Below are 26,999 nucleotides of genomic sequence, written 5' to 3' on the forward strand. Positions count from 1 at the left end.
CGAGACGGCCAGTCAAGGGTCACATCTTGATCTCGAAACCCTCGAATGCGTCAACGGAGCCAGTCAGCTCTACCTTCGCCGCGTCGCGGCCAGAAACCCACAGCAGCAGCTCGCCAGGATCGCCCGAGACGCGCAGCACGTTGTCGCCACGTTCGGCCACCCCAGCCTTGTCGCCGATGGTTGCGGGTGGCGTGGTCGGCGGGGTCAGAATCACAGGCACGGGAGCGCCACGCAGCGTCAACTTGCCAAAGCGCTTAGCCAGCGCGAACAGCTCCTCGTTGATTACCTGGGAAAATTCGCGCGGCTCCACCACTCCCCCGCCCCGGCGCACGTCCTCGTGGTGGATGAAGTGCTCGGAGGTGTTCATCGCAGCATTGAAAGGCTTGAGCCACACCGGCGGGCCGGCAGCCCACTCTCGCACGACGTCCTCGTACGGGCGGGCCTTGTGCTTCGCCGTCTCCTTCTCCGTGACGCCCGAGAGCGCCTCGACGAAGATGCCGGGGGCGGCGGCCGGCTTGGACTCGCGGATGAGCAGGTGCACTGCGAGGTCCCGAGTGGTCCAGCCCTCGTTCAGCGTCGGCGCATCGGGGCCGACCCGAAGGAACAACTGGGCGAGGCGTTCACGTTCTTTCTGCGCAAAAGACATGCGCCCAGCCTAGCTGGAAAGGTTCACCCCGGAGCCGCTGGAAAGCTGCAGTTCCAAGTTGTTGAAGCCCTTGATCAGCGGGGCGAACTGCTCAACCTTCGGGTCGAAGGTAATCACTTCGCCGCCGACGCCCCATCCGAGCTTGGTCGCCTGCTTGCCGTCTTTGAAGCACTCATTGCGCCCGCCCTTGGCGTTCATGTGGCACATGACAGAGTCGCCCTCGAAGGCGCCCAGCACGCGCACGCCCTGCACCTTGATGTTGCGGAAGTTCGGGTCACCGAAGCGGATCACGTCGTAGAGCTTCCAGGCGGATGCGTAGCCGGGGTCGTACGGCACCTCCGTGCCGGGTGGCAGCGGGTGGCCACCCGTCCAGTCGACGTCATCCTGTGCGTGAGCGGTTGGTGCGAGGGTTACCGCGGCGGCAAGCAAAGCCGCGGCGGTTTTCGTTGCGGTCTTCATGGGCCACATTGTGCACACCCGTAACAGAGATGCCTAGGCCTTGTTGCGTGGTTGTTATGAAACCGTACGGTTTCCGCCTAGATCTGGGAGGACCCTGCGAAAAGGTTCGACAGGCCCAGCCGCGCCTGGATCCCCAAGAAAAAGCGGATTGCCGGCGCGAAGAAGTTGACCAACGGATCGACAGTCACGACCTTGCCGAACGGCATGTAGCTCAGCTCGGTCGCCTCCTTGCCGTCGACGTAGCAGCCCCACATGCCGCCCTTTGCATTTTCCAGGCACAGGATCGAATCCTGGTTGAACTGCCCGATCACGCGAACGCCTCGCACATCCTGGTTGCGGAAGTTGGGGTCGCCCAACTTCACCACGTCGTAGCTGCGCCACTGGGTGGCGTAGCCGGGATCGAACGGGACCTGCGTTCCCGGCGGAAGCGGGTGCCCGCCGGTCCAGCTGGTCTCGTCGGCGGAAGCTACTGGCGCAAGAAGCGAGACGGCAATAACGACGGCTGCTGCGGTGCGGTGGAAGTGTCTCATACCCCTTCTATCGCAACGCCCCACAAACGCGTTAGCCCCCTCGGCTGCCGCGGGGCGGGCCGAAGGGGCGTCGATAAGCAAATGCTTAGCGGGACTCGCGGGTGGAGGCGATCTCGTCCTCGGTGGCGACGTGGTTGTCCGAAGACATCGGCACCACGGTCGGCAGAATCACCGGCTGACGCTTGTAGTTCTGCTCGATCGCGCGGGAGACCTTGCGGCGGATCTGCTGCACCATGCGGAACGCATCGTTCTCGCCTTCGGCGGCCAGATCGCCCATGACGGCCTCGACGCCTTCAACGACCTTCTTGTTGAAGTCGCGGTCGTCGTCGCTGTAGCCCGTGGTGGACACCTGCGGCGCCTCCAGCAGGCGGCCGGTGCGGTCGTCGATCACACAGGTGATGGACACAACGCCGCCGGACGCCAGCGAGGTGCGGTCCGCCAACACGTCCGGGTCCACGTCGCCCATGGTGGTGCCGTCGACGTAGAGCTGGCCCACCTGGTACTGGCCGGCGACCTTGATATTGCCCTTGTGCATGTCGACAACCACGCCGTTTTGCGCAAGCGCGGTGTTGCTCGGCTTCACGCCGGTGGAAATAGCAAGCTCCTTGTTGGCGCGCATGTGGCGCCACTCGCCGTGCACCGGCATCGCGTTGCGCGGGCGCGCCGCGTTGTAGAGCGCGAGCAGCTCGCCGGCGTAGCCGTGGCCGGATGCGTGGACGTGCGCCTCGGAGTTGGTGATCACGTTCGCGCCGATCTGCGCGAGGTTGTTGATCACCGCGAACACCGCCTCCTCGTTGCCCGGGATGAGCGAGGAGGACAGGATGATCGTGTCGCCGTCGTGGATGGTGATCTGGCGGTGCTCACGGCGCGACATGCGCGACAGTGCAGCCATCGGCTCGCCCTGGGTGCCGGTGGTGATCAGCACCGTCTTGTGCGGCGCCATCTTCGCGGCCTCCTCGATCGGGATGATCGTGCCCTTCGGCGCCTTGAGCAGGTTCATCTTCTCCGCGATCTCCATGTTGCGCAGCATGGAGCGGCCGTTGAACGCCACCTTGCGGTTGTTGGCCACAGCGGCGTTGATGGCCATCTGGACGCGGGAGACGTTCGACGCGAACGACGCGATGACCACGCGCTGGCGCGCGTTGGACACTAGGCGGGTCAGCGTCTCCTCAATGCCGGCCTCCGAGGCGGAGATGCCCGGGATGGTGGCGTTGGTGGAATCGCACATGAATAGGTCGATGCCCTCGTCGCCGAGGCGGGCGAGCGCCGGGATGTCCGTCGGCTTGCCGTCGTACGGCGTCTGGTCCACCTTCACGTCGCCGGTCATCACAACGTGGCCGGCGCCGGTCTTGATGGAGACACCCAGGCACTCCGGGATGGAGTGGTTGACGTGCCAGAAGCGCAGGCGGAACGGGCCGACGGTGACCTCGGAATCCTTGTTCACGTCGTTGAGCTTCGGACGCTGGCGGTGCTCCTGCGTCTTCGCCTTGATCAGTGCGTTGGTGAACTTGGACGAGTAGATCGGGATATCGCTGCGCAGCTTGAGCAGCCACGGGATCGCGCCAATGTGGTCCTCGTGGCCGTGCGTGACCACGAGCGCGTCGATCTTGTCCAGCTTGTTTTCAATCGGGCCGAAGTCCGGCAGCACCAGGTCCACGCCCGGCTCGTCGGAGTTCGGGAACAGCACGCCGCAGTCCACGATGAGCAGGCGGCCGTTGTACTCGAAGACCGTCATGTTGCGGCCGATTTCAGAAATGCCGCCGAGCGCGTAAATGCGCAGCGTGTCCTTGGCCGGCTTCGGCGGTGCGGGCAGGCGCTTGGTCAGATCAGCGCCCTGCATGGACTTCATGGGGTTGCGGCGGCCGCCTCCCTGGCCCCCACCGTTGCCACCGTTGCCGCCGTTGCCGCCGCGGCCACGGCGACGGCGGTTACGGCTGCTGCCGCCACGGTTATTGCCACCGTTTCCGCCGTTGCCGTTGTTGCCGCCGTCGCGGCCGCCGCGGCTGTTGCCGCCGTTGCGGCCACCGTTGTCGTCGCGGTTGTTGTTGCCGCCGTTGCCGTTGTTGCCACCGTCGCGCTCAGCGGGCGCGTCGTTGCCGCCGCTGTTCGCAGGAGTGTCGCTCGGCGCCTGGAAAACCGGCTGCTGTTCGGTTGCTTCCGGCGGCCCGGCCTTGCGCGTCACCTTGCGTGCGCGGTTGCGGGGTTCATTCATATTTATAGGACTCCAGCCTGTGTCATTTCTTCGCGGAGCCGCTCGACCTGCTCGTCCGTCGCCGCAGCGACCGGCAGGCGCGGGTCTCCTACTTCGATGCCCTGCAGTCGCAGAGCTGCCTTTGCAAATGTCACGCCGCCCAGCGCGCCCTGTTGGCGCGCGAGCACGTTGAGTGTGTTGGCGTTGATTTCCCGTGCGCGGGCGAGATCGCCGTTCTCGTATGCAGTCACTAGTTCACGCAGTGCCTTCGGTGCGGCATGCCCAACCACGGAGATCATTCCGGTCGCACCGACGGCGAGCCACGGCAGGTTCAGCGGGTCGTCGCCCGAGTACCAGGCCAGCCCGGTCTCCTGGATCAAGGTGGACGCTTCGAGCATGTCGCCCTTCGCGTCTTTCATTGCCTTGATCGTGTCCACTTCCGCAAGCCTGCGGATGGTGTCGGAATCGATCGGGATGCCGGAGCGGCCGGGGATGTCGTACAGGCAGACCGGCAGGTCGGTCGCTGCCGCAACTGCGCGGAAGTGCGCTTCTACGCCTGCCTGGGACGGTTTGGAGTAGTATGGCGTGACCACCAGAAGGCCGTCAGCGCCGGCCTTAGCGGCCGCTTTCGCCATTGCCACCGCATGGCGGGTGTCGTTGGACCCCGCGCCTGCGATGATGCGGGCTTTGCCCCCTACCTCTTCGCGCACTGCTTTTAAGAACGCGACCTTTTCTTCGTCAGTGGTTGTCGGGGATTCGCCCGTCGTGCCTGCGAGCACTAGTGCGTCGATTCCTTGTTCTACCAAGTGGGCAGCGAGATCGCGGCCTGCCGCAAGGTCGAGTTCGCCATCGGAATCAAACGGCGTGACCATTGCTACGCAGACGGAGCCGAAGATGTCGGCTCCCAGATCAGCTTTGAGAGATGTGCCCATGGCCCAGTAGGATACCTGCCCCTTACGAGCAATTGCTTATCGACGTTCCCCTTCGGCCAAATCGCCGAAAAGCAGCGGCGCCTCGCGCTGCATGACATCGAGGACCGCACCGGCAAGCTGACGGATTTCTTCATGCTCGAACCTGCCGTTGTGCGCTGCGATGAATTCGCGCCACGCCCGGTAGGTGCCGGTGGCGACCAGTTCAGTTTCGGCCGCGGCGGGCACGAGTGCGTCGGCAGCTTCGCGCGCCCGCTTGCGGCGCACAAGCGCATTCGGCTCGTCAGCCATCGCATCCTCCAGGGCGCGCAACAGCTCACCCCGGACGAACTCCGCCTCTTCCACGGCAGCGTCAAACAGGCGCGTGAGTTCCTCGTCGGCGGCGATGGCCGCCGGCACTACTGCCCCGTCGGCCCCGCGCTCGCTCACGGCTAGCCCGTGGCCCCGGATCGCGGCGGCCGCGTCGCGCGAGACACCCCGCACATGCAGGGTGGCACTGGCGTGTTCCAGCAAGCCCGCGCGCGAATCGGCGAGATCGTCGGCGTTGCGGCGCAGGAGGGAGGCCGACGGGACGTCGCTAAGCATGGCGAATGCCACCGCCCCCTCGCCTTGGGTGACGCCTTCTGCAACCGGGATCCGCATCGCGGTTGCCGCGACAAGTTCTACCTGCATTTACAGACCGAGGTAAGCGTCGAGTCCGATGGTCAGGCCCGGGCGGTTCGCCACCTCGCGCACGCCGGTAAGCACACCGGGGACGAAGGACTCGCGGCCGTAGGAATCCTGGCGGATGGTCAGCGACTGCTCGGTGGTGCCGAAGATGACCTCCTCGTGCGCGACCATGCCCTGCATGCGCACCGCGTGGACCGGCACGCCGTCGACGTTCGCGCCGCGCGAGCCGTCGAGCGCCTGCTCGGTGGCATCCGGCATGTCGGAAAGGCCGGCTTCCTTGCGCGCATCCGCGATCCCCTGCGCGGTCTTGACCGCCGTGCCGGAAGGCGCATCCAGTTTGTTCGGGTGGTGGAACTCCACCACTTCCGCGGACTCAAAGAACGGCGCGGCCTGGCGGGCGAACGCCATGGTGAGCACGGCGGAGATGGCGAAGTTCGGGGCGATGAGCACGCCCACCCCCTCGTTCGCCGCGCACCAGTCGCGCACCTTCTGGTAGCGCTCGTCGTCGAAGCCGGTGGTGCCCACTACGCAGTGGATGCCGTTATTGATGCAGAACTCCAGGTTGTCCATCACCGCGTTCGGGGTGGTGAAGTCGACGATGACGTCCACGCCTTCGTCCACCAGCACCTGCAGCGAGTCGCCGCTGTTTACCTCTGCGGCGAGCTGCAGGTCATCCGCCTTTTCCACACCGGCAACAACGGCGGAGCCGACCCTGCCGGCCGCTCCGAGCACTCCAACTTTGATCATGGGTGTCCTTTCTATTTGTCTCCGCCGGCCATGGTAGCCCCGCTAGGGTGGGGCTTATGACTCTCCACAGCCGCAGCTTCCGCCCCCGCCGCAGCCGAGCCGTCTTCGCAGCGCTCGCAGTGACCGCTTTGACCGTTGCGGGCTGCGGCTCTGAAGCGGGTGACACCGGTTCGTCGTCTGAGCCAACCTCAGAGTCGGCTATGGCGACGAGCGCCGCCGAAAGTGCTGCAACGCCGGCATCTACTTCCACGTCCGCGGAACAACCGGAGGAGGCCGACACGAGGGACGTCTCCGCGGCGGCGGCCCCGGCGGGCGGCCCGTCCGCCTCCCCGTTCACCCTGGAGGACACCCACCTGCAGCACCCGGGCAACCGGGAGCTGCAGATCGAAGACGTCCGGGCGGGCTCTCACGAGGGCGTCGACCGCGTCGTGGTGGAGCTGTCCGGCTCCGGCACGCCGAACGTGTTGGCCGGCTACACCGCAGACCCGCGCCAGCAGGCCTCCGGGCAGCCGCTCGTGCCGGCTGGCAACGCGTACTTCGAGCTGATCATCCAGGGCGTGCCGTGGTCGATGGGCTTGAGCGAGGCCGACTTGGCCAAGGCTGACCCCGCCGGCGTGGCGGCCGGGGGCATCCAGGAGATCGCCGACGGCGGAATCTTCGAGGCGGATGCCCAGTACATCGTCGGCCTTGATGCCCAGCGCCCGTACAACCTGTACCTGTTGGAGAACCCGACCCGCGTGGTCGTGGACTTTCAGAAGTAGGAGGCAACAATGAGTCTGATTTCCTGGCTCGGACTCGGGTTCGTGGCACTGCTCGCCATCGGCGGCATCGTTGCCTTGGGCAATACCTCAAAGGAGATCTACGAAAGCGACATGGAGGAAGACTCCAAGCGCCGGTGGGGTTTCCTCATGGGGTTTTCACCCCTAGCCGGGCTGTACGCCTACAAGAGGCGGAATGAACTGTTCGGTCACGGCGAGCGGCCAGTGGATGAGCCTGGCAGGGGCGGCGATCAGGAGACATTCCGTAGTTAAACATTCCCAGCCTTTTATGCGATCCCGCGCCTAAACATCGTCTAAAGTGAACGGGAGCACACTGGCGCCCAAAAGTGGCGCCGGAGAATCTGTGTGAAAGGTTTTGTGATGTTTGACCCCTATCGCCGCCCCACGGTGGCGGTTGTCGGCGCCGGAATCTCTGGTTGCACCGCCGCGGCGGAGTGCGCGTTTTCCGGCTTCGACACCACGCTGTTCGACCGCCAGGAGTACATCGGCGGCCACCTGACCGCCCCGGACGCACCCACCGTGTCCAGGCGGCAACACTTCCGCACCCCGTACTTGAAGCTCACAACGACGGACGGCACCCCGCGCTCGCTCATCGCGCACCTCGAGGCCGCCGTCGATGCGAGCGGCGCGACCTTCAGAGGTGGTGCCGAGGTCACGGGCGCCGAATGGAACGCCGAGGAAGGACAGTGGGAAGTCAGTTACACCCGCAGCGGCGAGACGCGCACTGAGCTTTTCGACGTGCTGATCCGCGCGACCGGCGAGCCCTCCCCGTGGATCGGTATCCCGGGCCGGGCAAACATCAGCGCGGACGAGCTGTACCTCCACAACGGCGTGGACGTCGTCGGCCTGCCCAACGCGCTGTTCGTGGACTACCACACCCCGGACCCGAAATTCGACCAGAAGTCCTGGGCCGTCTTTGAGGCGCGCGGCGACTACGCGCGCAGGTACGTGCGCCAGCTGGAGATCCGCGGCCCCGGCGCCCTGACCGTCAAGCCGGACAAGTGGCGCGTGCAACCCGGCACCGTCCGCGGGCTGAAGGCAGCCCTTGTCGAATTCGATCCGGACGTCCACGCATTTACCCGCGCCGAGAACTACCAGGCCGCATCCCGCCGCGCCCGAAGCGAAGCTGCAAGCTAGGCAGCGGCGAACGATAGCTTTTTAGGAGACACGATGACCACCTTGAAACCCTCCGCCAGCACGACCCCAGCCGAGTTCGACTCCCACGGTGCCGCAGTAGACGCCAGCGGCCTGCCCGAGCTCGGCCCGGATTCTATTTTGTGGCAGCGCTTCGGCGACTGGCGCTCCCTGTTCGTGGCCCTGAGCGCCGGCGTGCTGCAGATCGCGCAGCGCGACATCAGCCGCTCGCTTGTGCAGCAGTCCAACGTGTTCGACAACGAGGTCGCCCGCCTGGTCCGCTCCGCGTTCCCGATTATCCGCACGGTGTACGAGGGCCCGGAGGTCGGCGCGATGATCCGCGACTTCCATAAGGACATCAAGGGCACCCACCCGGACGGCTCGCGCTACCACTCGCTGAACCCGGAGGTCTACTACTGGGCGCACGCGACCTTTACCGCCATGCCCTATCTCCTGGCCGGCAACTTCATGTCCGACATGACGCATGCCGAGCGCGAGCAGCTCTTCCAGGAGTCTCGCACCTGGTACAGCTACTACGGCGTGGCCGAGCCGGAGGGCGCCCCGAAGTCCTACGACGAATACGTCGACTACATGGATGCCATGTACGACAAGCTGGGCCCGAGCGAGACCATCGACCGCTCCCGCATCATGAACGGCCTGACGCTGGACCCGCCGGACCCGTCGGTGCCCCGCTGGGCGTGGAAGCCGATCGCGCCGTACGCGTCAAAGCTTCTGCTGTGGGTGTCCATCGGCTTGCTTCCGGAGAAGGTCCGCAACTCCCTCGGCCTTGAGTGGACCAAGTCCGACCAGCGCAAGCTCAACGTCTTCTCCCGTGCCACGCGCGCCGTGTTCTCGGTGCTGCCGCGCAAGGCGCGCATGGTAGCGATCGCCTCCCGCGCCTTCGAGCGCGCCGAGGCGGAGACCAGATAACGGGCGCGAAGCACGGGGCCGTCGGCACGCACCGACGGCCCCGTGCTTTTTCTTTTCTCTGCCTACTTCGGAACCTTCAGCTGCACCGCGGGCGCATGCAGGTGCAGCCCGTCGAGGCTGACCATCTGCATGGACACATTGCCGAGGGCGATTCGGTCCATCACAAAACTCGGCACGGGAACGTTTGGTACCGGGCGGGCATCCGGCACACCCAACTGAGCGAGTACGTCGCCGAGGGAGCCGCGGAGGTCTACTGTCACCGGGACCGTGGGCACTCCTGCTACGACAGGGGTTGCGGTCAGCCCGGTGGCAACGACGGTCACGGGTCCGTCGGAAACCTGTGTCTCAACTTGGCCGGTGGTCAGCATGCCGCGGGCTGAGAAGCCCGGCACTTCCAGCGAGAGGTTGCGCGCGGTGAGCTTGTCCCCTGTCAGGATCAGCGTCCGCGTCGGCACGTCGCCGATTGTGACCATGCCCATCGTGGCTCGCACGTTGCCGGTGATCGCCACATTGTCTGCGGTCACGGTGCTGAGGTTCTGCGGCGCGATCGTGCGCGTCGGCTCGAGTTCCGGGTACGTCAGTAGATCCCGCGACTCCTCGGGTTGGGGTGCCTGCGCCGAGGGCAGCTGCGGTGCCGGCGGCACCTGAATATCCAACGGATTGGGCACGCTTGGCAGCTGAGGCAATTCAGGCGCGGGCGGCAACTGTGGCAGCGCCGGGATCTGCGGCTGCTGCGGCGCCGGCTCTTGGGCGTTGACCGCAGGCTCTTCTCCAAGATTCACCACAAGCAGGCCCGCGCCCGCAAGCACGATGGCGACGGATTTGGCGTTGCGCAGTAAAGACAGATCGATCTTGGTGGATCCTCCGCGGCGGGAGGACTCTCCTTCGTCTGCAGCCGGTGGCGCCTGCTCCCGCTTTTTGCTTCGAGTGTGCTTGCCACCCGGTTTCGGATCCCGGTCCTCCCAGGCGAGACCGAGGGCTCCGCCCACAATGCCAAGCAGAGAGCCGACGAGGAACCCGCCTATATTCGACGTTGGCAGCGCGACAATGGCCACCAAAATGCTCATCACACCCAGATAGGGCGCAGCAAACGGCTGCAGCCACATCCCAATGCCGAACATGATCAGCGCGGCACCGATGAGCAACGTGGATACGCCCGAGATGGTTGCAATCATCACCAGCAAGTCGGACACGCGGATAGTGAAGTAGGCCGGTGCGAGCATCACTACGCCGGAGAGAATTACCAGCAGGCCCGGAAGAAACGGCCGCTGTTTCCGCCATGCTTTGAACCGTTCTCGTGCGGGAGTTTGCTCGGCACGGTGTCCACCGTCGCGGCGCTTCGCTCCCCGCCCCTTCTTCTCCTCGTCGGCAGCGCTTTGCTGCGCGTCTTCGGAGTCGCCGTCGTCGAAGAAGAAGTCGTCGTCCTCCGGTTCGGTGTTAGCTCGTGCAGCCATCGGCCATTCCCCGCGCTACGTCGACCACCACGCCGGAGGCGATGAGCTTCTTCGCACCGACGGAGGTGGCGCGAATGTCGTCCGCACTCAGCGTGACCTTATTTGCATGCAGACCCCATGTGCCCTGCGGCGCCATGGAGTTGAACTGATTCGCATCGGCGCCTACCGAGGCATCCGTGAGGTCGAGTGCGCCCTTGATGTCGGTCGCGCCGACGACGAGGTCGCGGACCTCGACGCTGTTGTCGCCGAGCGCCTTCAGCGTGAACGTGCTCTCGCCCACCACCGGAACGTCGGGAAGAGCCGCGGAAAGACAGAGGTTAGAGGCGTACGCGTGCTCAAACTTCAGGCGCGCGACGGGGAGCGACTCGTTGGCCATCTGTTCCCCGTCGGTAAAAATGCTCAGCCCTTCCCCATCAAGGTGGGTCATACTGATTTTGAAAAAAGTTCCCGACAATGCGAGGTTCGCAGTCAGTCCGCCCTGCGCAACAGCAACGCCGGTGGCGCCAAAGCCGATGAGCCCAGCGAGAAGAGCTGCACCAGCTTTCGCCTTGTTGATCCTTCCCATGGCGTTTCCTTCCGTCCGTGGCCGGACGCCAAACCGCCGGTCTGCCGACGGCTGCCATCACGGTAAGCATTTATGATCTGGAACACCGTAACACATCGCCTGTAAGGGGTTTAACACATCCGCGCCACCCATTTTTTGACCGTTACCCGTGACCCACTTCGCAGTGACTATTTGTGTGTATTACACTTCACAAACACACGCGAACTTGTCCCTAGCAGCCCACAGAGAAAAGGAAGATCGCTGATGTCTCACGCACTTGCACCTGATGGAGCAGACGCCCGCACGAACGAATCCGCAGAGGACACCCGCTTCGCGCAGCCGGACAATCTGGAAAAGCCGGAGCGCGCAAAGCGGGAACTGAAGCGAGCGCCGCTCGGCCCGGATTCCTTGCTTTGGAAGTGGGGCTCGGACCAGCGTCTGCAGCTCCTGCGCGGCTACACCGGCGTGTTGCAGAACATGCACCCGGCAATCGGCCAGTCGCTGCTGGATCACTCCAAGTTCTTCGAAGAGCCCTTTGCGCGCCTTGAGCGCTCCACCCCGCAGATCATTTACTCCATCTACGATGACGGAACCCGCGCCAAGATGATCCGCGATTACCACCACACCATCAAGGGCAAGCTCCGCAACGGCGAGCGTTACCACTCGCTGAACCCGGACGTGTACTGGTGGGCGCACGCCACCTTCGTCTGGCGCGTCATTTGGGCGCAGGAGCTCTTCGGCACCCCCTTCACCCGCGCGGAGAAGGAGCAGATCATCCAGGAGGGCGTGACGTGGTGGGACATGTACGGCATGTCCGAGCGCCCGGTGATCGACACTCTCGACGGCTACATCAAGTACTTCGAGGAGATGGAGGAAAAGGTCCTCGAGCGCAACGAAACGGTCGACTTCGCCTTGCGCACCGCCCGCGTGGAGCCGGTCAAGGCTCCGGACGGCGTGCCTGAGGCTGTGTGGAAGGTCATTTGGAAGCCACTCATGAACAGCGTCATCTGGCTGACCTACGGCACGCTGAGCGATAGACAGCGCGAGATCCTGGACCTGCCATGGACCAAGAAGGACCAGCGCCGGTTCGACCGCATCGCCAAGGCGGTGAAGAAGCTGTTCACCATTCTGCCGGAAGACAAGCGCTACATGGAGCCGGGTCGCTCCATGATGATCAAGGCGGGGATGATCGAAGGCAAGTACAAGGAACCGAAGCTTGCCGACGCGTACCACGGCAACGGCGGCAACGACGCGGACACCGCGCCCAAGGACGCACCGAAGGACGGCGACGCAGACGGTCGCCGCGCCGCCGGTTGCCCCTTCTAACCGTTCTCATCCGCCCCAGGACCGCAGGCCCTGTCCCTCCACTTCGCAGGCGCCTCCGGTGCTGGGGTGTTCTTCTCGTTCAACCATTGTTACGGAGACCTCATGGCTATCACCCGCTTGAAAGAACAACCGCTCCCCGCGGACTTCCTCGACCGGCTGCAGAAATTCACCACCAACGCGACGACCGGCTCCCTGTACACAGGCGAGCGTAAATCGGTCACCTCCCCGTTCTTCGACGGTGAGCTTGGCTGGGTCGGTGTCGGCACCGCCGCCGACGTGGACGAGGCGTTCAAGCTCGCCCGCCGCGCGCAGCCGTTGTGGGCCGCGAAGCCAGTGAAATACCGCGCCGCTTTGCTGGAACGCTTCCACGACCTGGTCAAGGAAAACCGTGAGCTGCTCGCGGACATCGTCCAGCTTGAAACCGGCAAGGACCGCACCGCGGCTTACGACGAAGTGCTGGACGTGATGAACAACGCCCGCTACTACGCCAACATCGCCGCCGACGAACTAGAGATGAAGGCGCGACCGGGCGCATTTCCCCTCATCACAAAAACCGTCGAGCAGCGGGTGCCGAAGGGTATCGTCGGGCAGATCAGCCCGTGGAATTACCCGCTCGCGCTCGGCATCTCAGATGCGCTCGCGGCGCTCGTCGCGGGCAATGCCGTGATTGCCAAGCCGGACCTGAACACCCCGTTTTCCAACATCATCTCGCTGAACCTCCTACTCAACGCCGGCCTTCCGCACGACGTGTTCCAGATCGTCACAGGCACCGGCCGCGAGGTGGGCCAGGCAATCGCCCAGCAGTGCGACTACCTCATGTTCACCGGCTCCACCGCCACCGGCAAGCTTTTGGGCAAGGTTGTCGGCGAACGCCTCGTGGGCTACTCCGCGGAGCTCGGCGGCAAGAACCCGATGATCATCGCGCCAGATGCGGACATCGAAGCCCACATCGACACCATCGCCACCGCCTGCTTCTCCAACTCCGGCCAGTTGTGCGTCTCCATCGAGCGCATCTACGTGCCCGACGAGGTCTTCGACCGCTTCATCGGCGCGTTCCGCGAGGCCACCAAACGCATCAAACTGGGTTCGGGCTTGAACTGGAACTACCAGATGGGCTCGCTGATCAACCAGAACCAGTTGGAGACCGTGCAACGGTTCGTCGATGACGCCGTGGCCAAGGGCGCGACCGTCGTCACCGGCGGCACACCCCGACCGGACCTTGGGCCGTTCTTCTTCGAACCGACGGTGCTCACAGACGTGCCGGACAGCGCCGACCTGCTCACCCAGGAGGTCTTCGGCCCGGTCGTCTACGTCCAGCGGGTGGCGGACACCGACGAGGCGATCCGCCTAGCCAACAACACCAGCTACGGCCTCAACGCCTCCGTTTTCGGCGCTCCCGACACAGCCTGGGAGATCGCTGAGCAGGTGCAGGCCGGCGGCGTGACCATCAACGACGGCTACGCGGCCACCTGGGCATCCGTGTCCACCCCGCTCGGCGGCGTGAAGGAGTCGGGGGTCGCCCGCCGCCACGGCCCTGAGGGCCTGACCAAGTACACCGAGGTCAAAAACATCTCACAGCAGCGGATTATGTCCATGCGTGGCCCGAAGCAGCTGCCGCGCAAGTACTACGGCGAGCTCATGACCACTGCGCTGGATCTGGGCAAGAAGTTGCGGTTCTTGCCGTGACGTGAATCGTCGAGAAGCAAGAAAGCGGGCGCCCTCACCACGAGAGCGCCCGCTTTTCGACGATTACCTGCCGGTTTACTCGCCGTCCTCGACCGGAACCAACGAGATCTTGCCGCGGTTGTCGATGTCGCGGATCTCCACCTCGACCTTGTCGCCGACGTTGATGACGTCCTCGACGTTTTCCACGCGGGTGTTACCGCCCAGGTTGGAGATGTGAATCAGGCCGTCGGTGCCCGGCATGATGGACACGAACGCGCCGAACGCCACGGTCTTGACCACGGTGCCCAGGTAGCGCTCGCCCACCTTCGGCATCTGCGGATTGGCAATCGCGTTGATCTTCTCAATCGCGGCGTCCGCTGCCTCGCCGGAAGCGGCGGAGACGAACACCGTGCCGTCGTCCTCGATGGAGATCTCCGCGCCGGTGTCCTCGGTGATCTGGTTGATGGTCTTGCCCTTCGGGCCGATGACCTCGCCGATCTTGGCCACTGGAACCTTCACGGTGGTGATCTTCGGGGCGAGCCCGCTCATCTCGTCCGGGCCCTCGATGACCTCGGCCATGGTGTCCAGGATGGCGTCGCGGGCGTCGTGCGCCTGGTTCAGCGCGTCAGCCAGCACCTTCGACGGGATGCCGTCGAGCTTGGTGTCCAGCTGCAGCGCAGTGATGAACTCGCGGGTGCCGGCGACCTTGAAGTCCATGTCGCCGAACGCGTCCTCCGCGCCCAGGATGTCGGTCAGCGCGACGTACTCGGTCTCGCCGTTGACCTCGCCGGAGACCAGGCCCATGGCGATGCCAGCCACCGGGGCGGCCAGCGGCACGCCCGCGTTGTACAGCGACAGCGTGGAGGCGCACACCGAACCCATGGAAGTCGAGCCGTTGGAACCCAGCGCCTCGGAAACCTGGCGGATGGTGTACGGGAAGTCCTCGCGCGACGGGATCACCGGCAAAAGCGCGCGCTCGGCGAGGGCACCGTGGCCAATCTCGCGGCGCTTCGGGGAACCGACGCGGCCGGTCTCGCCGGTGGAGTACGGCGGGAAGTTGTAGTGGTGGATGTAGCGCTTGGAATCCTCCGGGTGCAAAGAATCCAGGTGCTGCTCCATCTTCAGCATGTCCAGGGTGGTCACGCCGAGAATCTGAGTCTCGCCGCGCTCGAACAGTGCGGAGCCGTGGGCGCGCGGGATGAGCTGGACCTCGACCTCAAGGTCGCGGATGTCGGTCACGCCGCGGCCGTCGATGCGGAAGCCCTCGGTGAGGATCTTCTCGCGCACGATCTGCTTCATCAGCGCGTTGTAGGCCGCGCGGATCTCCTTCGACGCCGCCGCGTACTCCTCGCGGTCATCGTCGTCGATGTCGAAGTCGTCGAGAAGGCTTGCCTCGATGTCTTCCATGTACTCGTTGGTGGCCTCGTCGCGCTCAGCCTTGCCCTTGATGGTGAGCAGCTTGCCCAGCTTCTTGGACGCCTTCTTCTCCACGGCGTTGAAGGCCTTGTCGGAGTACGCCGGGAAGAGCTGGAACTCCTTGGTCTCCTTGGCCATCTCGTCGGCAAGGCCGCGCTGGGCGCGGCACAGCGTCTCAATGAATGGCTTGGCGGCCTCGATGCCCTCGGCGACGGTGGCTTCGGTAGGCGCCGGGTAGCCGGCCTCGATCTGCTTAACCACGTTCACGCCGGCGCCAGCCTCCACCATCATGATGGCGACGTCTTCCTCGGTTTTGCGGCCGCGCTTGCGCTCGACCATGCGGCCAGCCACAACCATCTCGAACAGGCAACGCTCGTGCTGCTCGTGGTTCGGGAAGGCCACCCACTGGCCCTCCGGGTGCTTGTCGTCCGCCAGCAGCGCCATGCGCACGCCGCCGACCGGGCCGGAGACCGGCAGGCCCGACAGCTGGGTCGCAGCGGACGCGCCGTTGATTGCCACGACGTCGTAGTACTCCTCCGGGTGCTGCGAAAGCACGGTGATGACCACCTGCACCTCATTGCGCAGGCCCTTGACAAAGGTCGGGCGCAGCGGGCGGTCGATCAGGCGGCACGCCAGGATCGCCTGCGTGGAGGGGCGGCCCTCGCGGCGGAAAAAGGAGCCCGGGATCTTGCCGGCCGCATACATGCGCTCTTCCACGTCCACGGTCAGCGGGAAGAAGTCGAAGCCCTCGCGCGGCTGGTTGGATGCGGTCGTGGTGGCCAGCATCATCGTCTCTTCGTCGAGGTAGGTAGTGACGGAGCCGTCCGCCTGGCGCGCCAGCTGGCCGGTTTCAAAGCGGATGGTGCGCGAGCCGAAGTCGCCGTTGTCCAGGGTCGCTACTGCCTCGGTGATGCCAAATTCCTCGTCCACGTGGACATCGAAAGCATTCTTTGGCTTGAAGTTGCTCAAAAGGATCCCTCTCCTTGAAGGTTCGTGGCGATCATCGGTGCCGCCTTGTCGTGTTTCTCATGCAACGGCCAATGATGATAACAAAAAACGCCCCACTATGCTGGTGAGGCGTTCTTTTGAGCTGAAGCTTTGCGACGGCTTAGCGACGCTTAGCGGCGCAGACCCAGACGACCGATCAAGTCGCGGTAGCGCTCGACGTTGTTCTCGCGCAGGTACTTCAGCAGACCGCGACGACGGCCGACGAGCAGCAGCAGGCCACGACGGGAGTGGTGGTCGTGCTGGTGGTCCTTGAGGTGCTCGGTCAGGTTGTTGATGCGCTCGGTCAGCAGCGCAACCTGAGCCTCCGGGGAACCGGTGTCGGTCTCGTGCAGGCCGTAAGCCTTGAGGATCTCAGCCTTCTTCTCAGTGGACAGCGCCATGAGGTACTCCTTGGTTGTTTCAGTTCGCGTTCTACGGAAAAAGTCTTCACTGCGCCGCAACTGCCGCGAACCACAGTCGATTGGCGCAAGACCTTGGGAGAGGTTACACGACCGGGGTCTCGCGGGCCAAACCGGTCAACCTGCGCATGAACTCCTCCAAGAAGCGATCCACGTCCACCCCCACGGCCACGCGGGCAGACTTCACCGGGTCGTTCAGGCACGTCTCGTCGCCGATGGTGCGCCCGCGCGTCTCGCCATCCGTGTCCACCTTCAAATTGATCGCCAGCGTGTCCACCAGGGAAGGATCCGCGGCCACCGCGACAGCCAGCGGGTCGTGGAGACCGCATCCGCCGAGGTGCGGTGCCGTGGTCTCGTAGGCCTTGATGTAGTAGTTAGTAGCCGTGGCGAGGAAGTCTCCCCCGGCAGTGCCCAGATCTCCCCACTGCTTGGTCTCCACCGTGGTCAGCAACGTTTGCAGGGTGACATCCAGGCCGATCATGGTGATGTCCTCGCCCTGGCGGAACACAAAGTCGGCCGCCTCCGGGTCCTGGTTGATGTTCGCCTCCGCGCACGGGGTGACGTTGCCCGGCACTGTCAGCGCGCCGCCCATGCACACAATGTGCGCGCGCGAGGCGAAGGTTTCGTCGGCCTCAGCCGCGGCAGCCACCGTCGTGAGCGGCCCGACGGGGACGATAACCAGGTCGTCGCCGTACCGGTGCACAGACTGCACCATGAAATCGACGGCGGATTGCTGCTCGGCGGCACGTGAGGCGTCGTAAAGCTTCGCCTCCCCGATGCCGTTGACTCCGTGGATGAACTGGGAGATCTCCATGACCTCGAAGCCGTCGCGCTGCGGCCCGGCGAACACCGGAACGTCCGTCCTACCGAACAGTTCCAGGATGGCCAGCGAGTTTCGCACCGCCTGATCAACTTCGACATTGCCGTACGTGCACGTCACCCCGATGAGGTCCAACTCCGGCGAGGCAAGCGCGTACGCGATAGCCAACGCGTCGTCGATGCCGGTGTCCACGTCCAGAATGAGCTTTCGGGCCATTTACGCCACTCCTAAGATCTCGCGGGTCGTTTCCACGTCACGGGCCATGTTATCCAGCAACTCGTCCACCGAGTTGAACTTCACCATGTCGCGCACTTTGCCCACGAACTCCACACGCGCCATCCGGCCGTACAGGTCCGCGTCGCGGTCCAGCACGAAGGACTCCACGCTGCGCCGCGCGTCGCCGAACGTGGGGTTGGTGCCCACGGAAATGGCCGCCGGGTAGCGCACGCCGGGTTGCATGTCGCCTTCGATCTCGCCGTCGTCGATGATGGTCAGCCACCCCGCATACACGCCGTCCGCGGGCACCGCCGAGGTGTCGGAGGCGTACTGGTTCGCCGTCGGGTAGCCCAGCTCCTTGCCGCCGCGGCCCGCACCGCGCTCAATCGGCGCGATGACGGAAAACGGCCGGCCCATAAAGTCGGTGGCCAGTGCGACGTCGCCGCCGGAGAGGTGGTCGCGGATGGCGGTGGAGCAAATCCGCACCTCGCCCTTGCCCAGCAGCTTGACGATGGTCACGTCCACGCCCGCCTTCTCCCCCAGCTGCGCCATGTCGGTCGCGGTGCCGGCGGCGTCGCGGCCGAAGGTGAAGTTCTCCCCCACCAGCACGTGCTTCGCACCCAGGGCGGAAACCAGCACGTCGTCCATGTACTCCGCTGGCGTCAGGCCAGCGAGTTCTTCGCGGAAGTCGATGACCAACAGCGCATCCACGCCAAGCTCGGCGATATGGCGTGCGCGCTCGTCGAGAGGCATCAGCGCCCTCGGGGTGCGTTCCGGGGCGAAAATGGTCACGGGGTGCGGGTCGAAGGTCATCACCACGCACGGCACGCCGAGCTCGCGCGCGGTGTCCACCGCTTTGGAAATGAGCAGCTGATGGCCGCGGTGCACCCCATCGAACACACCGATAGTGACCACCGTGCCGGTTTCCGCGAAGGAATCCGGCACGCTCGAAAGCCCGCGCAGAATATCCACGGGGACTTAGCGTACGGCATACTTCGGAAGCATGAACGATCCCCTCGCAACCTCCGGAATCGTCGTCGTGGACAAGCCCGCTGGCATGACCAGCCACGACGTTGTCGCCCGCCTGCGCCGTATCTTCGGCACCCGCAAAGTCGGCCACGCAGGCACGCTCGACCCCATGGCAACCGGCGTGCTCGTCGCTGGCATCGAGCGCGGGACGAAGCTTCTGGCCCACCTGGTGGCGGAGGACAAGGTGTACGAAACCACCATTCGCCTGGGCGCCTCGACGACGACGGATGATGCCGAGGGCGAGATCGTCGACAAGCATGATGCCTCTGGGGTGACCGATGCGGCGATCCGCGCCGAGGTGGCGAAGCTGACCGGCACGATCATGCAGGTGCCGTCGAAGGTGTCCGCGATCAAGATCGGCGGGCGGCGCGCGCACGAGCTGGTACGCGCCGGCGAGGAGGTGGACATCCCCGCCCGCGAGGTGACCATCCACGCGTTTGAGTTGGGCGAGATCCGCCGCGCCGGCGAGTTCGTGGACGTCGACGCGCGCGTGCACTGTTCCTCCGGCACCTACATCCGCTCGCTCGGGCGCGACCTCGGCGCCGCCTTAGGTGTCGGGGGGCATTTGATTGCCTTACGACGCTCACGCGTCGGCTCCTTCTCCCTCACCGACGCACGCACCCTCGAACAGCTCGAGGACTCCGCCGAGCTGTCCCTGAGCCTGGACGAGGCCTTGACGCGGGCGTGGCCGGTGCTCGACGTGACTGCCGAGGAATACGACGCCCTGGCCATGGGCAAATGGCTGGAGCCGCGCGGGCTGGAAGGCGTCCACGCGGCGGTGGGCCCGGACGGGCGCGCGGTAGCGCTGGTGAAGGAGAAAGGCAAGCGGCTGGCCACGGTGTTCGTGGCGCGCCCGTCGACGCTGTAGACGGTGTTGGTTGGGCTGCGGTCGCCGTCGCCGCGCCCGCGCTACCGCACGTAGGTGGCCGTGACCACGTAGCCGCAGCGCTCGACCCAGCGGCCCTCAAACAGCGGCACGGGTGCGGGGCGGGCCAACAGCTGGGAGGTGAAGGACCCGTCGGTGCGCAGCTCGATTTCGGCTTCGTCAAAGTCCAGCCAGCGCCGGGTCATCGGGTACCAGCACTTGTAGGTGGCTTCCTTCGCGCAAAACAGGAGGCGGTCCGCCCACGGGTAGCCGTCGGCCTGCAGCCGCTGCACCATCGCGATTTCGGTGGAACTGGCGATGGAACGCAGCACACCGTCCGGGAGCGGCTCGGCGGGTTCCGCGTCCAAGCCCATTGAGTGCACGTGCCGGGTGGAGGCGGCCACGGCGGCGCGCAGCCCGTCGGTATGCGTGAGCGAGCCGGTGAAACCCTCCGGCCACAGCGGCATGCCCCGCTCCCCCCGCAGGATCGCCCCGGCCGATTCGACGCCGAGCTCGCGCAGGGCCTGGTGGGCGCACCAGCGGGCGTCGCCGAACTCGCCTTTGCGCAGGTCCACGGCGGCGCTGACCTCGTTGCGCTCGTCGGGGTGCAGGTGCTCGTAGCGGGTCAGGTCCACGGCGTCGGATGCGTCGTCGGTCAGGTAGAACACGCAGCGTGCCTCGGCAGGGAACAGCGCAACGTCTTGCATCACTGCTCAACCTCCATGACCGGGTACGGGAACGGCTGCGCGGACGGGTGACGCTCCCATTCGCGCGGATAGCCGAGAGACGCTTCGATGTGCTCGATTCCGTCGACAGTTGTCACCCCCGGCATGTGCAGGTGACCGTACACGACCGCTTGCGCGTTGTAGCGCTGGGCCCAGGTTCGCGTGTGCCGGGTGCCGCACCACAGGGCGATGTCGGACCACTGCATGCGCTGCACCGGTTCCTGCACCAAGGGCCAGTGGTTGATCAGGATCGTCGGGCCATTGATGCGGGACAGCCGTTTGGTGGTGTAGGCCAGGCGGTCCCAGCACCAGGCGCGGATGTCCACAAAGGGGGCGATGGCGACCTCGTCGGTCATCACCACGTTGTTCTCGTGGGCCGCGGCGAGCGCCTCCTCCACGGTCAGGTCGCGGGCGCGGAACGAGTAGTCGTAGAGGGTGAACAGCGGGCAGATGGTCACTCCGCCGAAGACCGGGTAGCGGTCCTCCGGGGTGATCACGCCGATCGAACGCATGGCCTGCACCAGCATCGTGTACTTCTCGCGCCCGCGGTGCCTGTCCGCGGAACGGCAGAACAGCTCGTGGTTGCCCGGCACCCACACCACCGTGTCGAAGCGGTTGGCAAGATCTTCCATCACCTGGACGATCAGCTCCGGGCGCTCGGCTACGTCACCCGCGACAATGAGCCAGTCCGACGGGTCGGCCGGCTGGATGGCATCGATTTTCGGGCCGTTGCGCTTCACCGCCGCATGCAGGTCGCTTACGGCCCAGAGCGTGGTGGTCATTCCTCATTCTTACCATCCACGCCAGACACGGCCCACCGCATTGAGCGGAATCTCCACGCCACGCCAATCAACCGCGCCACAACCTGGCCCAGCTGCCCGACCCAGATGCCGGTAAGCCCCCAGCCGAACGCCCCGGAGGCCAGGATGAACGGCAGCGCCACCCCCAACAGCGAAAACAGTGTGAGGTTGCGCAGAAACGCTGCGTCGGCGGCGCCGAGCAGCACGCCGTCGAGGGCGAAGACCGCCCCGCCGACCAAGATCATCCCGATGAGCAGGAACCAGGGAACCCGCAGCGTGTCGACGACCTCCGGGTCCGACGTAAACAGAGTCTGAATCGGCACAGCGAACACCGCGAACACGGCGGACAGCGCCACCGCGAAGATCATGGAGTACTTCAGCGACTGCACCCCCACGGCGCGGGCCTCCTTCGCTCCCCCGCGGCCCAGCGCGGAACCGGTCAGTGTCTGCGCCGCAATCGCCAACGAATCCAACACGAGCGTGAGGAAATTCCACAGCTGCAGCATGAGCTGGTGCGCCGCCAGCGCCACCACCCCGATCCGGCCTGCCACCGACGCGGCCGCGAGGAGCGAGACCTGGAACGACAGCGAGCGCAAAATCAGGTCCCGGCCCAGCACGAGCTGGCGTTTGATCACGCCCCAACGCGGCGCCCAGCTACCGCCGTACCTGCCGTTCTCGCGCACCAGCACGGCCACGAACAGCGTTGCGGTGATCCCCATGCCGATCACGTTGGAGACCGCCGAGCCGATCAGCCCGTAGCGCCCCACCAGGATCGGCAGCAAAATCGCGCCGGGGACCAGCCCGCACAGGGTGAGGTAAAACGGCAGCTTGGTGTTTTGCACGCCGCGCATCCAGCCGTTTCCGGCCATGATCATCAGTGTCATCGGCACCGCAAAAACAGCCACGCGCATCCACTGGGCCGCCCGCAGACTCGTGTCGTAATCGCTGGCGAGCGCTTGGGCGAGAGGCTGCGCGAACAGCCCCACAATGAGCGCCAGCAGCGTGCCGACGCCCAAGGCCACCCACGTGGCCTGCACCCCCTCTGCGACAGCCTTGTCTCGCCGGCCGGCGCCGAAGAAGCGCGAGCTGCGCGCAGTGGTGCCGTAGGACAAAAACGTCAGCTGGGTGGTCACCGTGGACTGGATCGCAGCCCCCGCCGCGAGCGCGGCGAGCTCGGCGGTGCCGAGCCGGCCCACCACCGCGGTATCCAGAAGCAGGTACAGCGGGTTGGCTGCCAAGACGCCGAGCGCAGGCAGGGCGAGCATGAGGATCTCGCGGCCCATTGAACGTTGTGTTGCTGGTTGCGAGTTAGTCATCGGGCTCCGGGAACGCGTCGAGAAGCTGGCGTATGACCTCGTTGCGGGTGCCGGTGGCGGAGTAGCCGGCCGCGGCCCAGTGGCCGCCGCCGCCCAGCTGTTGCGCGACGGCGGAGACATCCACCACCACCGAGCGCAGCGACATCGCCCAGTACTTCGGCGCCTGCTCCTTGAGCACAACGCCGACATCGGTGCCTTCCAGCGAGCGGGAGTAGTCGATGATCGACTCCACCGCCGTCTGGCTCATGCGCGAGTGGATGCCGACTGGAATCGTCAGCACCGCCACCGACAGTCGCTTCGTGGGCACGATCTGGGTCTTGGCCAGCACCTCGCCCATCAGCTGCAGGTCCACAGGGCCCATCGTGTCCATCAGGTCGAGGGCAATCTGGCGGGTGTTCAGCCCGTACTCCATCAGCTCCGCGGCGAAGACGTGCATGCGGGGCGTGCCCCAGCGGAAGCTGCCCGTGTCCGTGACCAGGCCGGCGTACAGGCAGTAGGCGATGTCCGGGTCAAGCTCCACGCCGAGGCAGCTCAGCAGCTCGCGGACCATCACGGTGGTGGATTCGCTCTCCACAATCAGGTTCATCCCGCCGAAGCCGGGGTTGGTGTTGTGGTGGTCGATCACGATGACCCGCGAGGGGTCCTCCAAAATCGCCGGCATGAGTGAGCCGGTGCGGTCGGCAGAGGCGCAGTCCACGGTGACCACGAGCCCGTCGTCAGGCAGCGGTGCCCCATAGTGGATGCGGCCCACGCCCGGGATGGTGCGCATGTTCGCCGAGTGCGGCAGAGGCTGGCCGATGTAGACCTGCACGTCCTTGCCCAGCTTCTCCAGCCCGAACGCCAGCGCGCACGCGGAGCCGATCGCGTCCGCGTCCGGTTTGATATGCGCGACCACCGAGATTGTTTCGGCTGCGCGCACACGGGAGGCGGCGGCCTCAAACTGCGCCGCCGCCTCCGGAATGTATACCGGTGCCTGCTTAGACATCGTCACCTGTGCGCTTGTAGGGGTCGCTCTCACCCGCCGGCTTCGCGTTCGCGCGCAGCTTCGCCAGCTCCTCGTCGCGGGCGCGGGCGCGGTTGAGCAGCTCCTCCATGTGGGCGGACGACTCAGGCACGGTGTCACGCTCAAAGGCGATCGTCGGGGTGAAACGCACGCTGAGCTGGTCGCCCACGATCTTGCGGATCTGACCGCGGGCGCGGTGCAGCGCCTCTGCCGCCTGGTCGTAATCGGGCTCGTCGTTGATGTCGCGTCCGCGCACGGTGTAGTACACGGTTGCGTCATGCAGGTCGCCGGTGACGCGGGTGTCGGTGACGGTGACCAGCTCCAAGCGGGGATCTTTCACCTCTCGCTCGATGGCGGAAGCGACGATCGTCTGAATCTGCTTTGCCAGGCGCTGCGCGCGTGGGTTGTCAGCCATGCTCAACTCCTTTGTCCGAAACTCTCAATAGTGTAACCCCCGCCCTGCGCGGGTTCGCGCGGAGCGGGGGTTGGCGTCGTAAAGCAATTGCTTTGCGACGGTTGTCACGCGGCAGTGCTAGTCGCGCGGCACCTCGACCATCTCGTAGGTCTGGATGATGTCGCCCACCTGGATGTCCGGGTAGGACAGCACCATGCCGCACTCGTAGCCCTTCGCCACCTCGTTGGCGTCGTCCTTCTCGCGGCGCAGCGACTCGATGGTCGCGTCCGGAGTGATGACGTTGCCGTCGCGGACCAGGCGCAGCTTCGCGCCGCGCTTGACCTTGCCCTCGGTGACCATGCAGCCGGCGATGAGGCCGACGGAGGAGGCCTTGAAGATCTGGCGGATCTCCGCCTCGCCCAGATCGCGCTCCTCGTAGATGGGCTTGAGCATGCCCTTGAGCGCGTTCTCCACGTCCTCGATGGCCTGGTAGATCACCGAGTAGTAGCGGATCTCCACGCCCTCGGCGTTGGCTTCCTCGGTGGCCTTGCCGTCGGCGCGGACGTTGAAGCCGATGATGACAGCGTCCGACGCCGCCGCGAGGGAGACGTTGGTCTGGGTCACGGCGCCGACGCCGCGGTCGATGATGTTGACCTCGACCTCGTCGTCGATCTCGATCTTGAGTAGCGCCTCTTCCAGGGCCTCCACCGAACCGGCGTTGTCGCCCTTGAGGATGAGGTTGAGCTGGCTCGTCTCCTTGAGCGCCTGATCCAGGTTCTCCAGGGAGACGCGCTTCTTGCTGCGCGCCTGGATCGCCGCACGGTGGCGGGCGTCGCGCTGCGCCGCAATCTGGCGCGCCACGCGGTCGTCGTCCACCACGAGCAAGTTGTCGCCCGGGCCCGGGACACCGTTGAGGCCCTGGACCTGCACCGGGCGGGACGGGCCCGCCTCTTCGACGTCGTTGCCCCACTCGTCGACCATGCGGCGCACGCGGCCGAAGTTGCCGCCGACGACGATGGAGTCGCCGACGCGCAGCGTGCCGCGCTGCACGATGACGGTGGACACCGGGCCGCGGCCGCGGTCCAGGTGGGACTCGATGGCCACACCCTGGGCGTCCATGTCCGGGTTCGCCGTCAGCTCGAGCGCCGCGTCGGCGGTGAGCAGGACGGCCTCCAGCAGGTCGTCGATGCCGGTGCCCTGCTTCGCGGAGATGTCGATGAACATGGTGTCGCCGCCGTACTCCTCCGGCACGAGGCCGTACTCGGTGAGCTGGCCACGGATCTTGTCCGGCTGCGCCTCCGGCTTATCCACCTTGTTCACGGCGACCACGATCGGCAGCTCGGCCGCCTTGGCGTGGTTGATCGCCTCGACGGTCTGCGGCATCACGCCGTCATCCGCCGCCACGACCAAAATGGCCAGGTCGGTGGACTTCGCACCGCGGGCACGCATGGCGGTGAACGCCTCGTGGCCCGGGGTGTCCAGGAACGTAATCTTGCGCGGCTGGTCCTCGAGGGTGACCTCGGTCTGGTACGCGCCGATGCCCTGGGTAATACCGCCGGCCTCGCCGCGGCCCACATTGGCGTTGCGGATCGAGTCCAAAAGACGGGTCTTACCGTGGTCGACGTGGCCCATGACAGAGACCACTGGCGGGCGCTGCTCGAGCGCTTCCTCGCCGCCTTCGTCCTCGCCGAACTGCAGGTCGAAGGACTCGAGCAGCTCGCGGTCCTCGTCCTCCGGCGAGACGATCTGCACCTCGTAGTTGATCTCGGCGCCGAGCAGCTGCAGCGTGTCCTCGGACACGGACTGCGTCGCCGTCACCATCTCACCGAGGTTAAACAGCGCCTGCACGAGCGAGGACGCGTCGGTGTTGATCTTCTCCGCCAAGTCCGACAGGGTCGCGCCCTGACGCAGGCGGACGGTCTTGCCGCCGCCGTCAGGCAGACGAACGCCACCGATGACGTTCGGCTTGTGCATCTCCTCGTACTCGGCCCTCTTCTGGCCCTTGGACTTGCGGCGCTTGCCCGGTGCACCACCGGGACGGCCGAACGCACCAGCGGTGCCGCCGCGGCGTCCGCCGCGACCGCGGAAACCGCCGCCGCCCGGTCCGCCGAAGCGGGGACCGCCCGGTCCGCCACCACGGCCACGGCCACCGCCGCCACCACGGCCGCGACCGCCTGGAGCGGCCGCCTTGGACGGCATCTGTGTCGGGGACGGACCTGCCGGCATGTCAGCCGGGGACGGACGGGAGCCGCCGCCCTGACGAGCGCCGCCAGGACGCGGACCACCCTGGCCGGGACGGCCGCCACCCGAACGCCCGCCACCCGGACGCGGCGGACGCTGGCCGCCGCCGGTGTTGGAAGAGAACGGGTTGTTTGCCACACGCGGACGGCCCGGCTTCGGCACCGGACGCGGCATCGCGCCCGGCGTCGGAGCGCCGCCCTTCGCTGCCGGCTTCGGCGCGCCCGGCTTCGCGGCACCGGGCTTGGCGGCACCAGGCTTCGCGGCACCGGGCTTTGCCGCACCAGGCTTGGCGGCGCCCGGCTTCGGTGCACCGGGTTTTGCTGCGCCCGGCTTCGGCGCACCGGGCTTTGCTGCGCCCGGCTTCGGTGCCGGCTCGCCGCCCGCTGGCTTCGCTGCGCCCGGCTTCGGGGCGCCCGGAACCGGCTTCGCCGCAGCCGGCTTGCTCTCCGCCGGCTTGGCCGGCTTCTCGCCCGCCGGCTTCGGGGAGGCAGGCTTCGGCGCCGCAGCCTTCGCGCGGTTCTGGCCCGGCTTCTTCAGCGGCGGCTTCTTCGGCGCAGCTTCGGCCTTCTTGTCGTCGGCAGCATCGTCGCCGCCAGCCTGCTTGGCGTAGTGCGCCTTCATCTTCTTCACGACGGGCGGCTCGATTGTCGACGACGCCGTCTTCACAAACTCGCCCTGCTCCTTGAGCGTGGCGAGCAGTTCCTTACTTGTTACGCCGAGCTGTTTGGCCAACTCGTGAACGCGTAGCTTTCCGGACACGTATCT

26 protein-coding genes are annotated in these 26,999 nt (G+C 65.9%); 7 read left to right on the forward strand and 19 right to left on the reverse strand.

Annotated features, from left to right (window positions below):
* Nucleotides 1-19: 19 nt before the first annotated feature.
* The 7 genes from MHX64_RS06890 to dapB all read right to left on the reverse strand — a co-directional run bounded on the left by MHX64_RS06890 (nucleotide 20) and on the right by dapB (nucleotide 6,171).
* Complete coding sequence (locus tag MHX64_RS06890; RefSeq protein ID WP_239356867.1) at nucleotides 20-646, reverse strand: TIGR03085 family metal-binding protein; 627 nt, start codon at nucleotides 644-646, stop codon at nucleotides 20-22.
* Nucleotides 647-655: 9 nt separating this feature from the next.
* Nucleotides 656-1,105: a hypothetical protein gene (locus tag MHX64_RS06895; protein WP_181888607.1), complete on the reverse strand. Its 450-nt coding sequence runs from the start codon at nucleotides 1,103-1,105 to the stop codon at nucleotides 656-658.
* A gap of 77 nt (nucleotides 1,106-1,182) precedes the next feature.
* Complete coding sequence (locus tag MHX64_RS06900; RefSeq protein WP_181888608.1) at nucleotides 1,183-1,635, reverse strand: hypothetical protein; 453 nt, start codon at nucleotides 1,633-1,635, stop codon at nucleotides 1,183-1,185.
* Nucleotides 1,636-1,720: 85 nt separating this feature from the next.
* Nucleotides 1,721-3,847, reverse strand: coding sequence for a ribonuclease J (locus MHX64_RS06905; RefSeq protein WP_304504343.1), 2,127 nt, complete (start codon nucleotides 3,845-3,847; stop codon nucleotides 1,721-1,723).
* A gap of 2 nt (nucleotides 3,848-3,849) precedes the next feature.
* Complete coding sequence (gene dapA, locus MHX64_RS06910) at nucleotides 3,850-4,758, reverse strand: 4-hydroxy-tetrahydrodipicolinate synthase (protein WP_239356869.1); 909 nt, start codon at nucleotides 4,756-4,758, stop codon at nucleotides 3,850-3,852.
* A 36-nt stretch (nucleotides 4,759-4,794) separates the two neighbouring features.
* Nucleotides 4,795-5,427 carry an FAD-dependent thymidylate synthase gene (locus MHX64_RS06915; protein WP_239356871.1) on the reverse strand — a complete coding sequence of 211 codons (633 nt, stop codon included), beginning with the start codon at nucleotides 5,425-5,427 and terminating at the stop codon, nucleotides 4,795-4,797.
* Entirely contained in the window at nucleotides 5,428-6,171 is a 744-nt protein-coding gene (dapB, locus tag MHX64_RS06920; RefSeq protein ID WP_239356873.1) for a 4-hydroxy-tetrahydrodipicolinate reductase, read from the reverse strand.
* Nucleotides 6,172-6,227: 56 nt separating this feature from the next.
* On the opposite strand from dapB, the gene MHX64_RS06925 reads away from it, so the two are divergent.
* From MHX64_RS06925 to MHX64_RS06940, 4 genes are all read left to right on the forward strand, one after another.
* Nucleotides 6,228-6,932, forward strand: coding sequence for a hypothetical protein (locus tag MHX64_RS06925; protein WP_239356876.1), 705 nt, complete (start codon nucleotides 6,228-6,230; stop codon nucleotides 6,930-6,932).
* Between the two features lie 9 nt (nucleotides 6,933-6,941).
* Nucleotides 6,942-7,202, forward strand: a complete 261-nt coding sequence (locus tag MHX64_RS06930; protein ID WP_181888613.1) for a hypothetical protein — start codon at nucleotides 6,942-6,944, stop codon at nucleotides 7,200-7,202.
* Nucleotides 7,203-7,310: 108 nt separating this feature from the next.
* Entirely contained in the window at nucleotides 7,311-8,087 is a 777-nt protein-coding gene (locus MHX64_RS06935; protein ID WP_181888614.1) for an NAD(P)-binding protein, read from the forward strand.
* 33 nt (nucleotides 8,088-8,120) lie between these two features.
* Nucleotides 8,121-9,014 (forward strand): oxygenase MpaB family protein, encoded by an 894-nt coding sequence (locus MHX64_RS06940; RefSeq protein WP_181888615.1) that lies wholly within the window; start codon nucleotides 8,121-8,123, stop codon nucleotides 9,012-9,014.
* Nucleotides 9,015-9,076: 62 nt separating this feature from the next.
* On the opposite strand, the gene MHX64_RS06945 is transcribed toward MHX64_RS06940, so the two are convergent.
* Entirely contained in the window at nucleotides 9,077-10,468 is a 1,392-nt protein-coding gene (locus MHX64_RS06945) for a DUF6114 domain-containing protein (RefSeq protein WP_239356878.1), read from the reverse strand.
* Nucleotides 10,452-11,033 (reverse strand): DUF6230 family protein, encoded by a 582-nt coding sequence (locus tag MHX64_RS06950; RefSeq protein WP_181888617.1) that lies wholly within the window; start codon nucleotides 11,031-11,033, stop codon nucleotides 10,452-10,454. The genes MHX64_RS06945 and MHX64_RS06950 overlap by 17 nt, the downstream gene beginning before the upstream one ends.
* A 243-nt stretch (nucleotides 11,034-11,276) precedes the next feature.
* Here MHX64_RS06950 and MHX64_RS06955 point away from each other — a divergent pair, with 243 nt between their 5' ends.
* Both MHX64_RS06955 and MHX64_RS06960 read left to right on the forward strand, forming a co-directional pair.
* Entirely contained in the window at nucleotides 11,277-12,338 is a 1,062-nt protein-coding gene (locus MHX64_RS06955; protein WP_239356879.1) for an oxygenase MpaB family protein, read from the forward strand.
* A 102-nt stretch (nucleotides 12,339-12,440) separates the two neighbouring features.
* A complete protein-coding gene (locus MHX64_RS06960; protein ID WP_239356880.1) occupies nucleotides 12,441-14,024 on the forward strand; it encodes a succinic semialdehyde dehydrogenase in 1,584 nt (527 codons plus the stop codon).
* Nucleotides 14,025-14,099: 75 nt separating this feature from the next.
* Here MHX64_RS06960 and MHX64_RS06965 read toward each other — a convergent pair whose 3' ends face one another.
* The 4 genes from MHX64_RS06965 to MHX64_RS06980 all read right to left on the reverse strand — a co-directional run bounded on the left by MHX64_RS06965 (nucleotide 14,100) and on the right by MHX64_RS06980 (nucleotide 18,833).
* Nucleotides 14,100-16,388, reverse strand: a complete 2,289-nt coding sequence (locus MHX64_RS06965) for a polyribonucleotide nucleotidyltransferase (protein ID WP_239356881.1) — start codon at nucleotides 16,386-16,388, stop codon at nucleotides 14,100-14,102.
* A 149-nt stretch (nucleotides 16,389-16,537) separates the two neighbouring features.
* A complete protein-coding gene (rpsO, locus tag MHX64_RS06970; RefSeq protein WP_070474158.1) occupies nucleotides 16,538-16,807 on the reverse strand; it encodes a 30S ribosomal protein S15 in 270 nt (89 codons plus the stop codon).
* A gap of 103 nt (nucleotides 16,808-16,910) precedes the next feature.
* Nucleotides 16,911-17,861 (reverse strand): nucleoside hydrolase, encoded by a 951-nt coding sequence (locus tag MHX64_RS06975; protein WP_239356882.1) that lies wholly within the window; start codon nucleotides 17,859-17,861, stop codon nucleotides 16,911-16,913.
* The gene (locus MHX64_RS06980) at nucleotides 17,862-18,833 is read right to left on the reverse strand and encodes a bifunctional riboflavin kinase/FAD synthetase (RefSeq protein WP_239356883.1); all 972 of its coding nucleotides are present in this window, start codon (nucleotides 18,831-18,833) and stop codon (nucleotides 17,862-17,864) included.
* A 31-nt stretch (nucleotides 18,834-18,864) separates the two neighbouring features.
* Here MHX64_RS06980 and truB point away from each other — a divergent pair, with 31 nt between their 5' ends.
* Entirely contained in the window at nucleotides 18,865-19,758 is an 894-nt protein-coding gene (gene truB, locus MHX64_RS06985) for a tRNA pseudouridine(55) synthase TruB (protein WP_239356884.1), read from the forward strand.
* 41 nt (nucleotides 19,759-19,799) lie between these two features.
* Here the strand turns inward: truB and MHX64_RS06990 are convergent, their stop codons facing one another.
* The 6 genes from MHX64_RS06990 to infB all read right to left on the reverse strand — a co-directional run bounded on the left by MHX64_RS06990 (nucleotide 19,800) and on the right by infB (nucleotide 26,993).
* Nucleotides 19,800-20,462 carry a 4'-phosphopantetheinyl transferase gene (locus tag MHX64_RS06990; RefSeq protein ID WP_239356942.1) on the reverse strand — a complete coding sequence of 221 codons (663 nt, stop codon included), beginning with the start codon at nucleotides 20,460-20,462 and terminating at the stop codon, nucleotides 19,800-19,802.
* On the reverse strand, nucleotides 20,462-21,262 hold the full coding sequence (locus MHX64_RS06995; protein ID WP_239356885.1) for a metallophosphoesterase: 801 nt from the start codon (nucleotides 21,260-21,262) through the stop codon (nucleotides 20,462-20,464). Before MHX64_RS06995 ends, MHX64_RS06990 begins: the two co-directional genes overlap by 1 nt.
* The gene (locus tag MHX64_RS07000; RefSeq protein ID WP_239356886.1) at nucleotides 21,259-22,596 is read right to left on the reverse strand and encodes an MATE family efflux transporter; all 1,338 of its coding nucleotides are present in this window, start codon (nucleotides 22,594-22,596) and stop codon (nucleotides 21,259-21,261) included. Before MHX64_RS07000 ends, MHX64_RS06995 begins: the two co-directional genes overlap by 4 nt.
* Nucleotides 22,589-23,581, reverse strand: a complete 993-nt coding sequence (locus MHX64_RS07005) for a bifunctional oligoribonuclease/PAP phosphatase NrnA (RefSeq protein ID WP_239356889.1) — start codon at nucleotides 23,579-23,581, stop codon at nucleotides 22,589-22,591. Before MHX64_RS07005 ends, MHX64_RS07000 begins: the two co-directional genes overlap by 8 nt.
* Nucleotides 23,574-24,014, reverse strand: coding sequence for a 30S ribosome-binding factor RbfA (gene rbfA / locus MHX64_RS07010; protein WP_181888627.1), 441 nt, complete (start codon nucleotides 24,012-24,014; stop codon nucleotides 23,574-23,576). Before rbfA ends, MHX64_RS07005 begins: the two co-directional genes overlap by 8 nt.
* A 117-nt stretch (nucleotides 24,015-24,131) precedes the next feature.
* Complete coding sequence (gene infB / locus MHX64_RS07015) at nucleotides 24,132-26,993, reverse strand: translation initiation factor IF-2 (protein WP_239356892.1); 2,862 nt, start codon at nucleotides 26,991-26,993, stop codon at nucleotides 24,132-24,134.
* Nucleotides 26,994-26,999: the final 6 nt, after the last annotated feature.

The organism is Corynebacterium sp. ACRPZ (genome assembly GCF_022346205.1).
GTDB lineage: Bacteria > Actinomycetota > Actinomycetes > Mycobacteriales > Mycobacteriaceae > Corynebacterium > Corynebacterium lehmanniae.

Coding starts and splice junctions, on each gene's coding strand:
- MHX64_RS06890 (WP_239356867.1), bottom strand. CDS start 646: ATGTCTTTTGCGCAGAAAGAACGTGAACGCCTCGCCCAGTTGTTCCTT.
- MHX64_RS06895 (WP_181888607.1), bottom strand. CDS start 1,105: ATGAAGACCGCAACGAAAACCGCCGCGGCTTTGCTTGCCGCCGCGGTA.
- MHX64_RS06900 (WP_181888608.1), bottom strand. CDS start 1,635: ATGAGACACTTCCACCGCACCGCAGCAGCCGTCGTTATTGCCGTCTCG.
- MHX64_RS06905 (WP_304504343.1), bottom strand. CDS start 3,847: ATGAATGAACCCCGCAACCGCGCACGCAAGGTGACGCGCAAGGCCGGG.
- dapA (WP_239356869.1), bottom strand. CDS start 4,758: ATGGGCACATCTCTCAAAGCTGATCTGGGAGCCGACATCTTCGGCTCC.
- MHX64_RS06915 (WP_239356871.1), bottom strand. CDS start 5,427: ATGCAGGTAGAACTTGTCGCGGCAACCGCGATGCGGATCCCGGTTGCA.
- dapB (WP_239356873.1), bottom strand. CDS start 6,171: ATGATCAAAGTTGGAGTGCTCGGAGCGGCCGGCAGGGTCGGCTCCGCC.
- MHX64_RS06925 (WP_239356876.1), top strand. CDS start 6,228: ATGACTCTCCACAGCCGCAGCTTCCGCCCCCGCCGCAGCCGAGCCGTC.
- MHX64_RS06930 (WP_181888613.1), top strand. CDS start 6,942: ATGAGTCTGATTTCCTGGCTCGGACTCGGGTTCGTGGCACTGCTCGCC.
- MHX64_RS06935 (WP_181888614.1), top strand. CDS start 7,311: ATGTTTGACCCCTATCGCCGCCCCACGGTGGCGGTTGTCGGCGCCGGA.
- MHX64_RS06940 (WP_181888615.1), top strand. CDS start 8,121: ATGACCACCTTGAAACCCTCCGCCAGCACGACCCCAGCCGAGTTCGAC.
- MHX64_RS06945 (WP_239356878.1), bottom strand. CDS start 10,468: ATGGCTGCACGAGCTAACACCGAACCGGAGGACGACGACTTCTTCTTC.
- MHX64_RS06950 (WP_181888617.1), bottom strand. CDS start 11,033: ATGGGAAGGATCAACAAGGCGAAAGCTGGTGCAGCTCTTCTCGCTGGG.
- MHX64_RS06955 (WP_239356879.1), top strand. CDS start 11,277: ATGTCTCACGCACTTGCACCTGATGGAGCAGACGCCCGCACGAACGAA.
- MHX64_RS06960 (WP_239356880.1), top strand. CDS start 12,441: ATGGCTATCACCCGCTTGAAAGAACAACCGCTCCCCGCGGACTTCCTC.
- rpsO (WP_070474158.1), bottom strand. CDS start 16,807: ATGGCGCTGTCCACTGAGAAGAAGGCTGAGATCCTCAAGGCTTACGGC.
- MHX64_RS06975 (WP_239356882.1), bottom strand. CDS start 17,861: ATGGCCCGAAAGCTCATTCTGGACGTGGACACCGGCATCGACGACGCG.
- truB (WP_239356884.1), top strand. CDS start 18,865: ATGAACGATCCCCTCGCAACCTCCGGAATCGTCGTCGTGGACAAGCCC.
- MHX64_RS06990 (WP_239356942.1), bottom strand. CDS start 20,462: ATGCAAGACGTTGCGCTGTTCCCTGCCGAGGCACGCTGCGTGTTCTAC.
- MHX64_RS06995 (WP_239356885.1), bottom strand. CDS start 21,262: ATGACCACCACGCTCTGGGCCGTAAGCGACCTGCATGCGGCGGTGAAG.
- MHX64_RS07000 (WP_239356886.1), bottom strand. CDS start 22,596: ATGACTAACTCGCAACCAGCAACACAACGTTCAATGGGCCGCGAGATC.
- MHX64_RS07005 (WP_239356889.1), bottom strand. CDS start 23,581: ATGTCTAAGCAGGCACCGGTATACATTCCGGAGGCGGCGGCGCAGTTT.
- rbfA (WP_181888627.1), bottom strand. CDS start 24,014: ATGGCTGACAACCCACGCGCGCAGCGCCTGGCAAAGCAGATTCAGACG.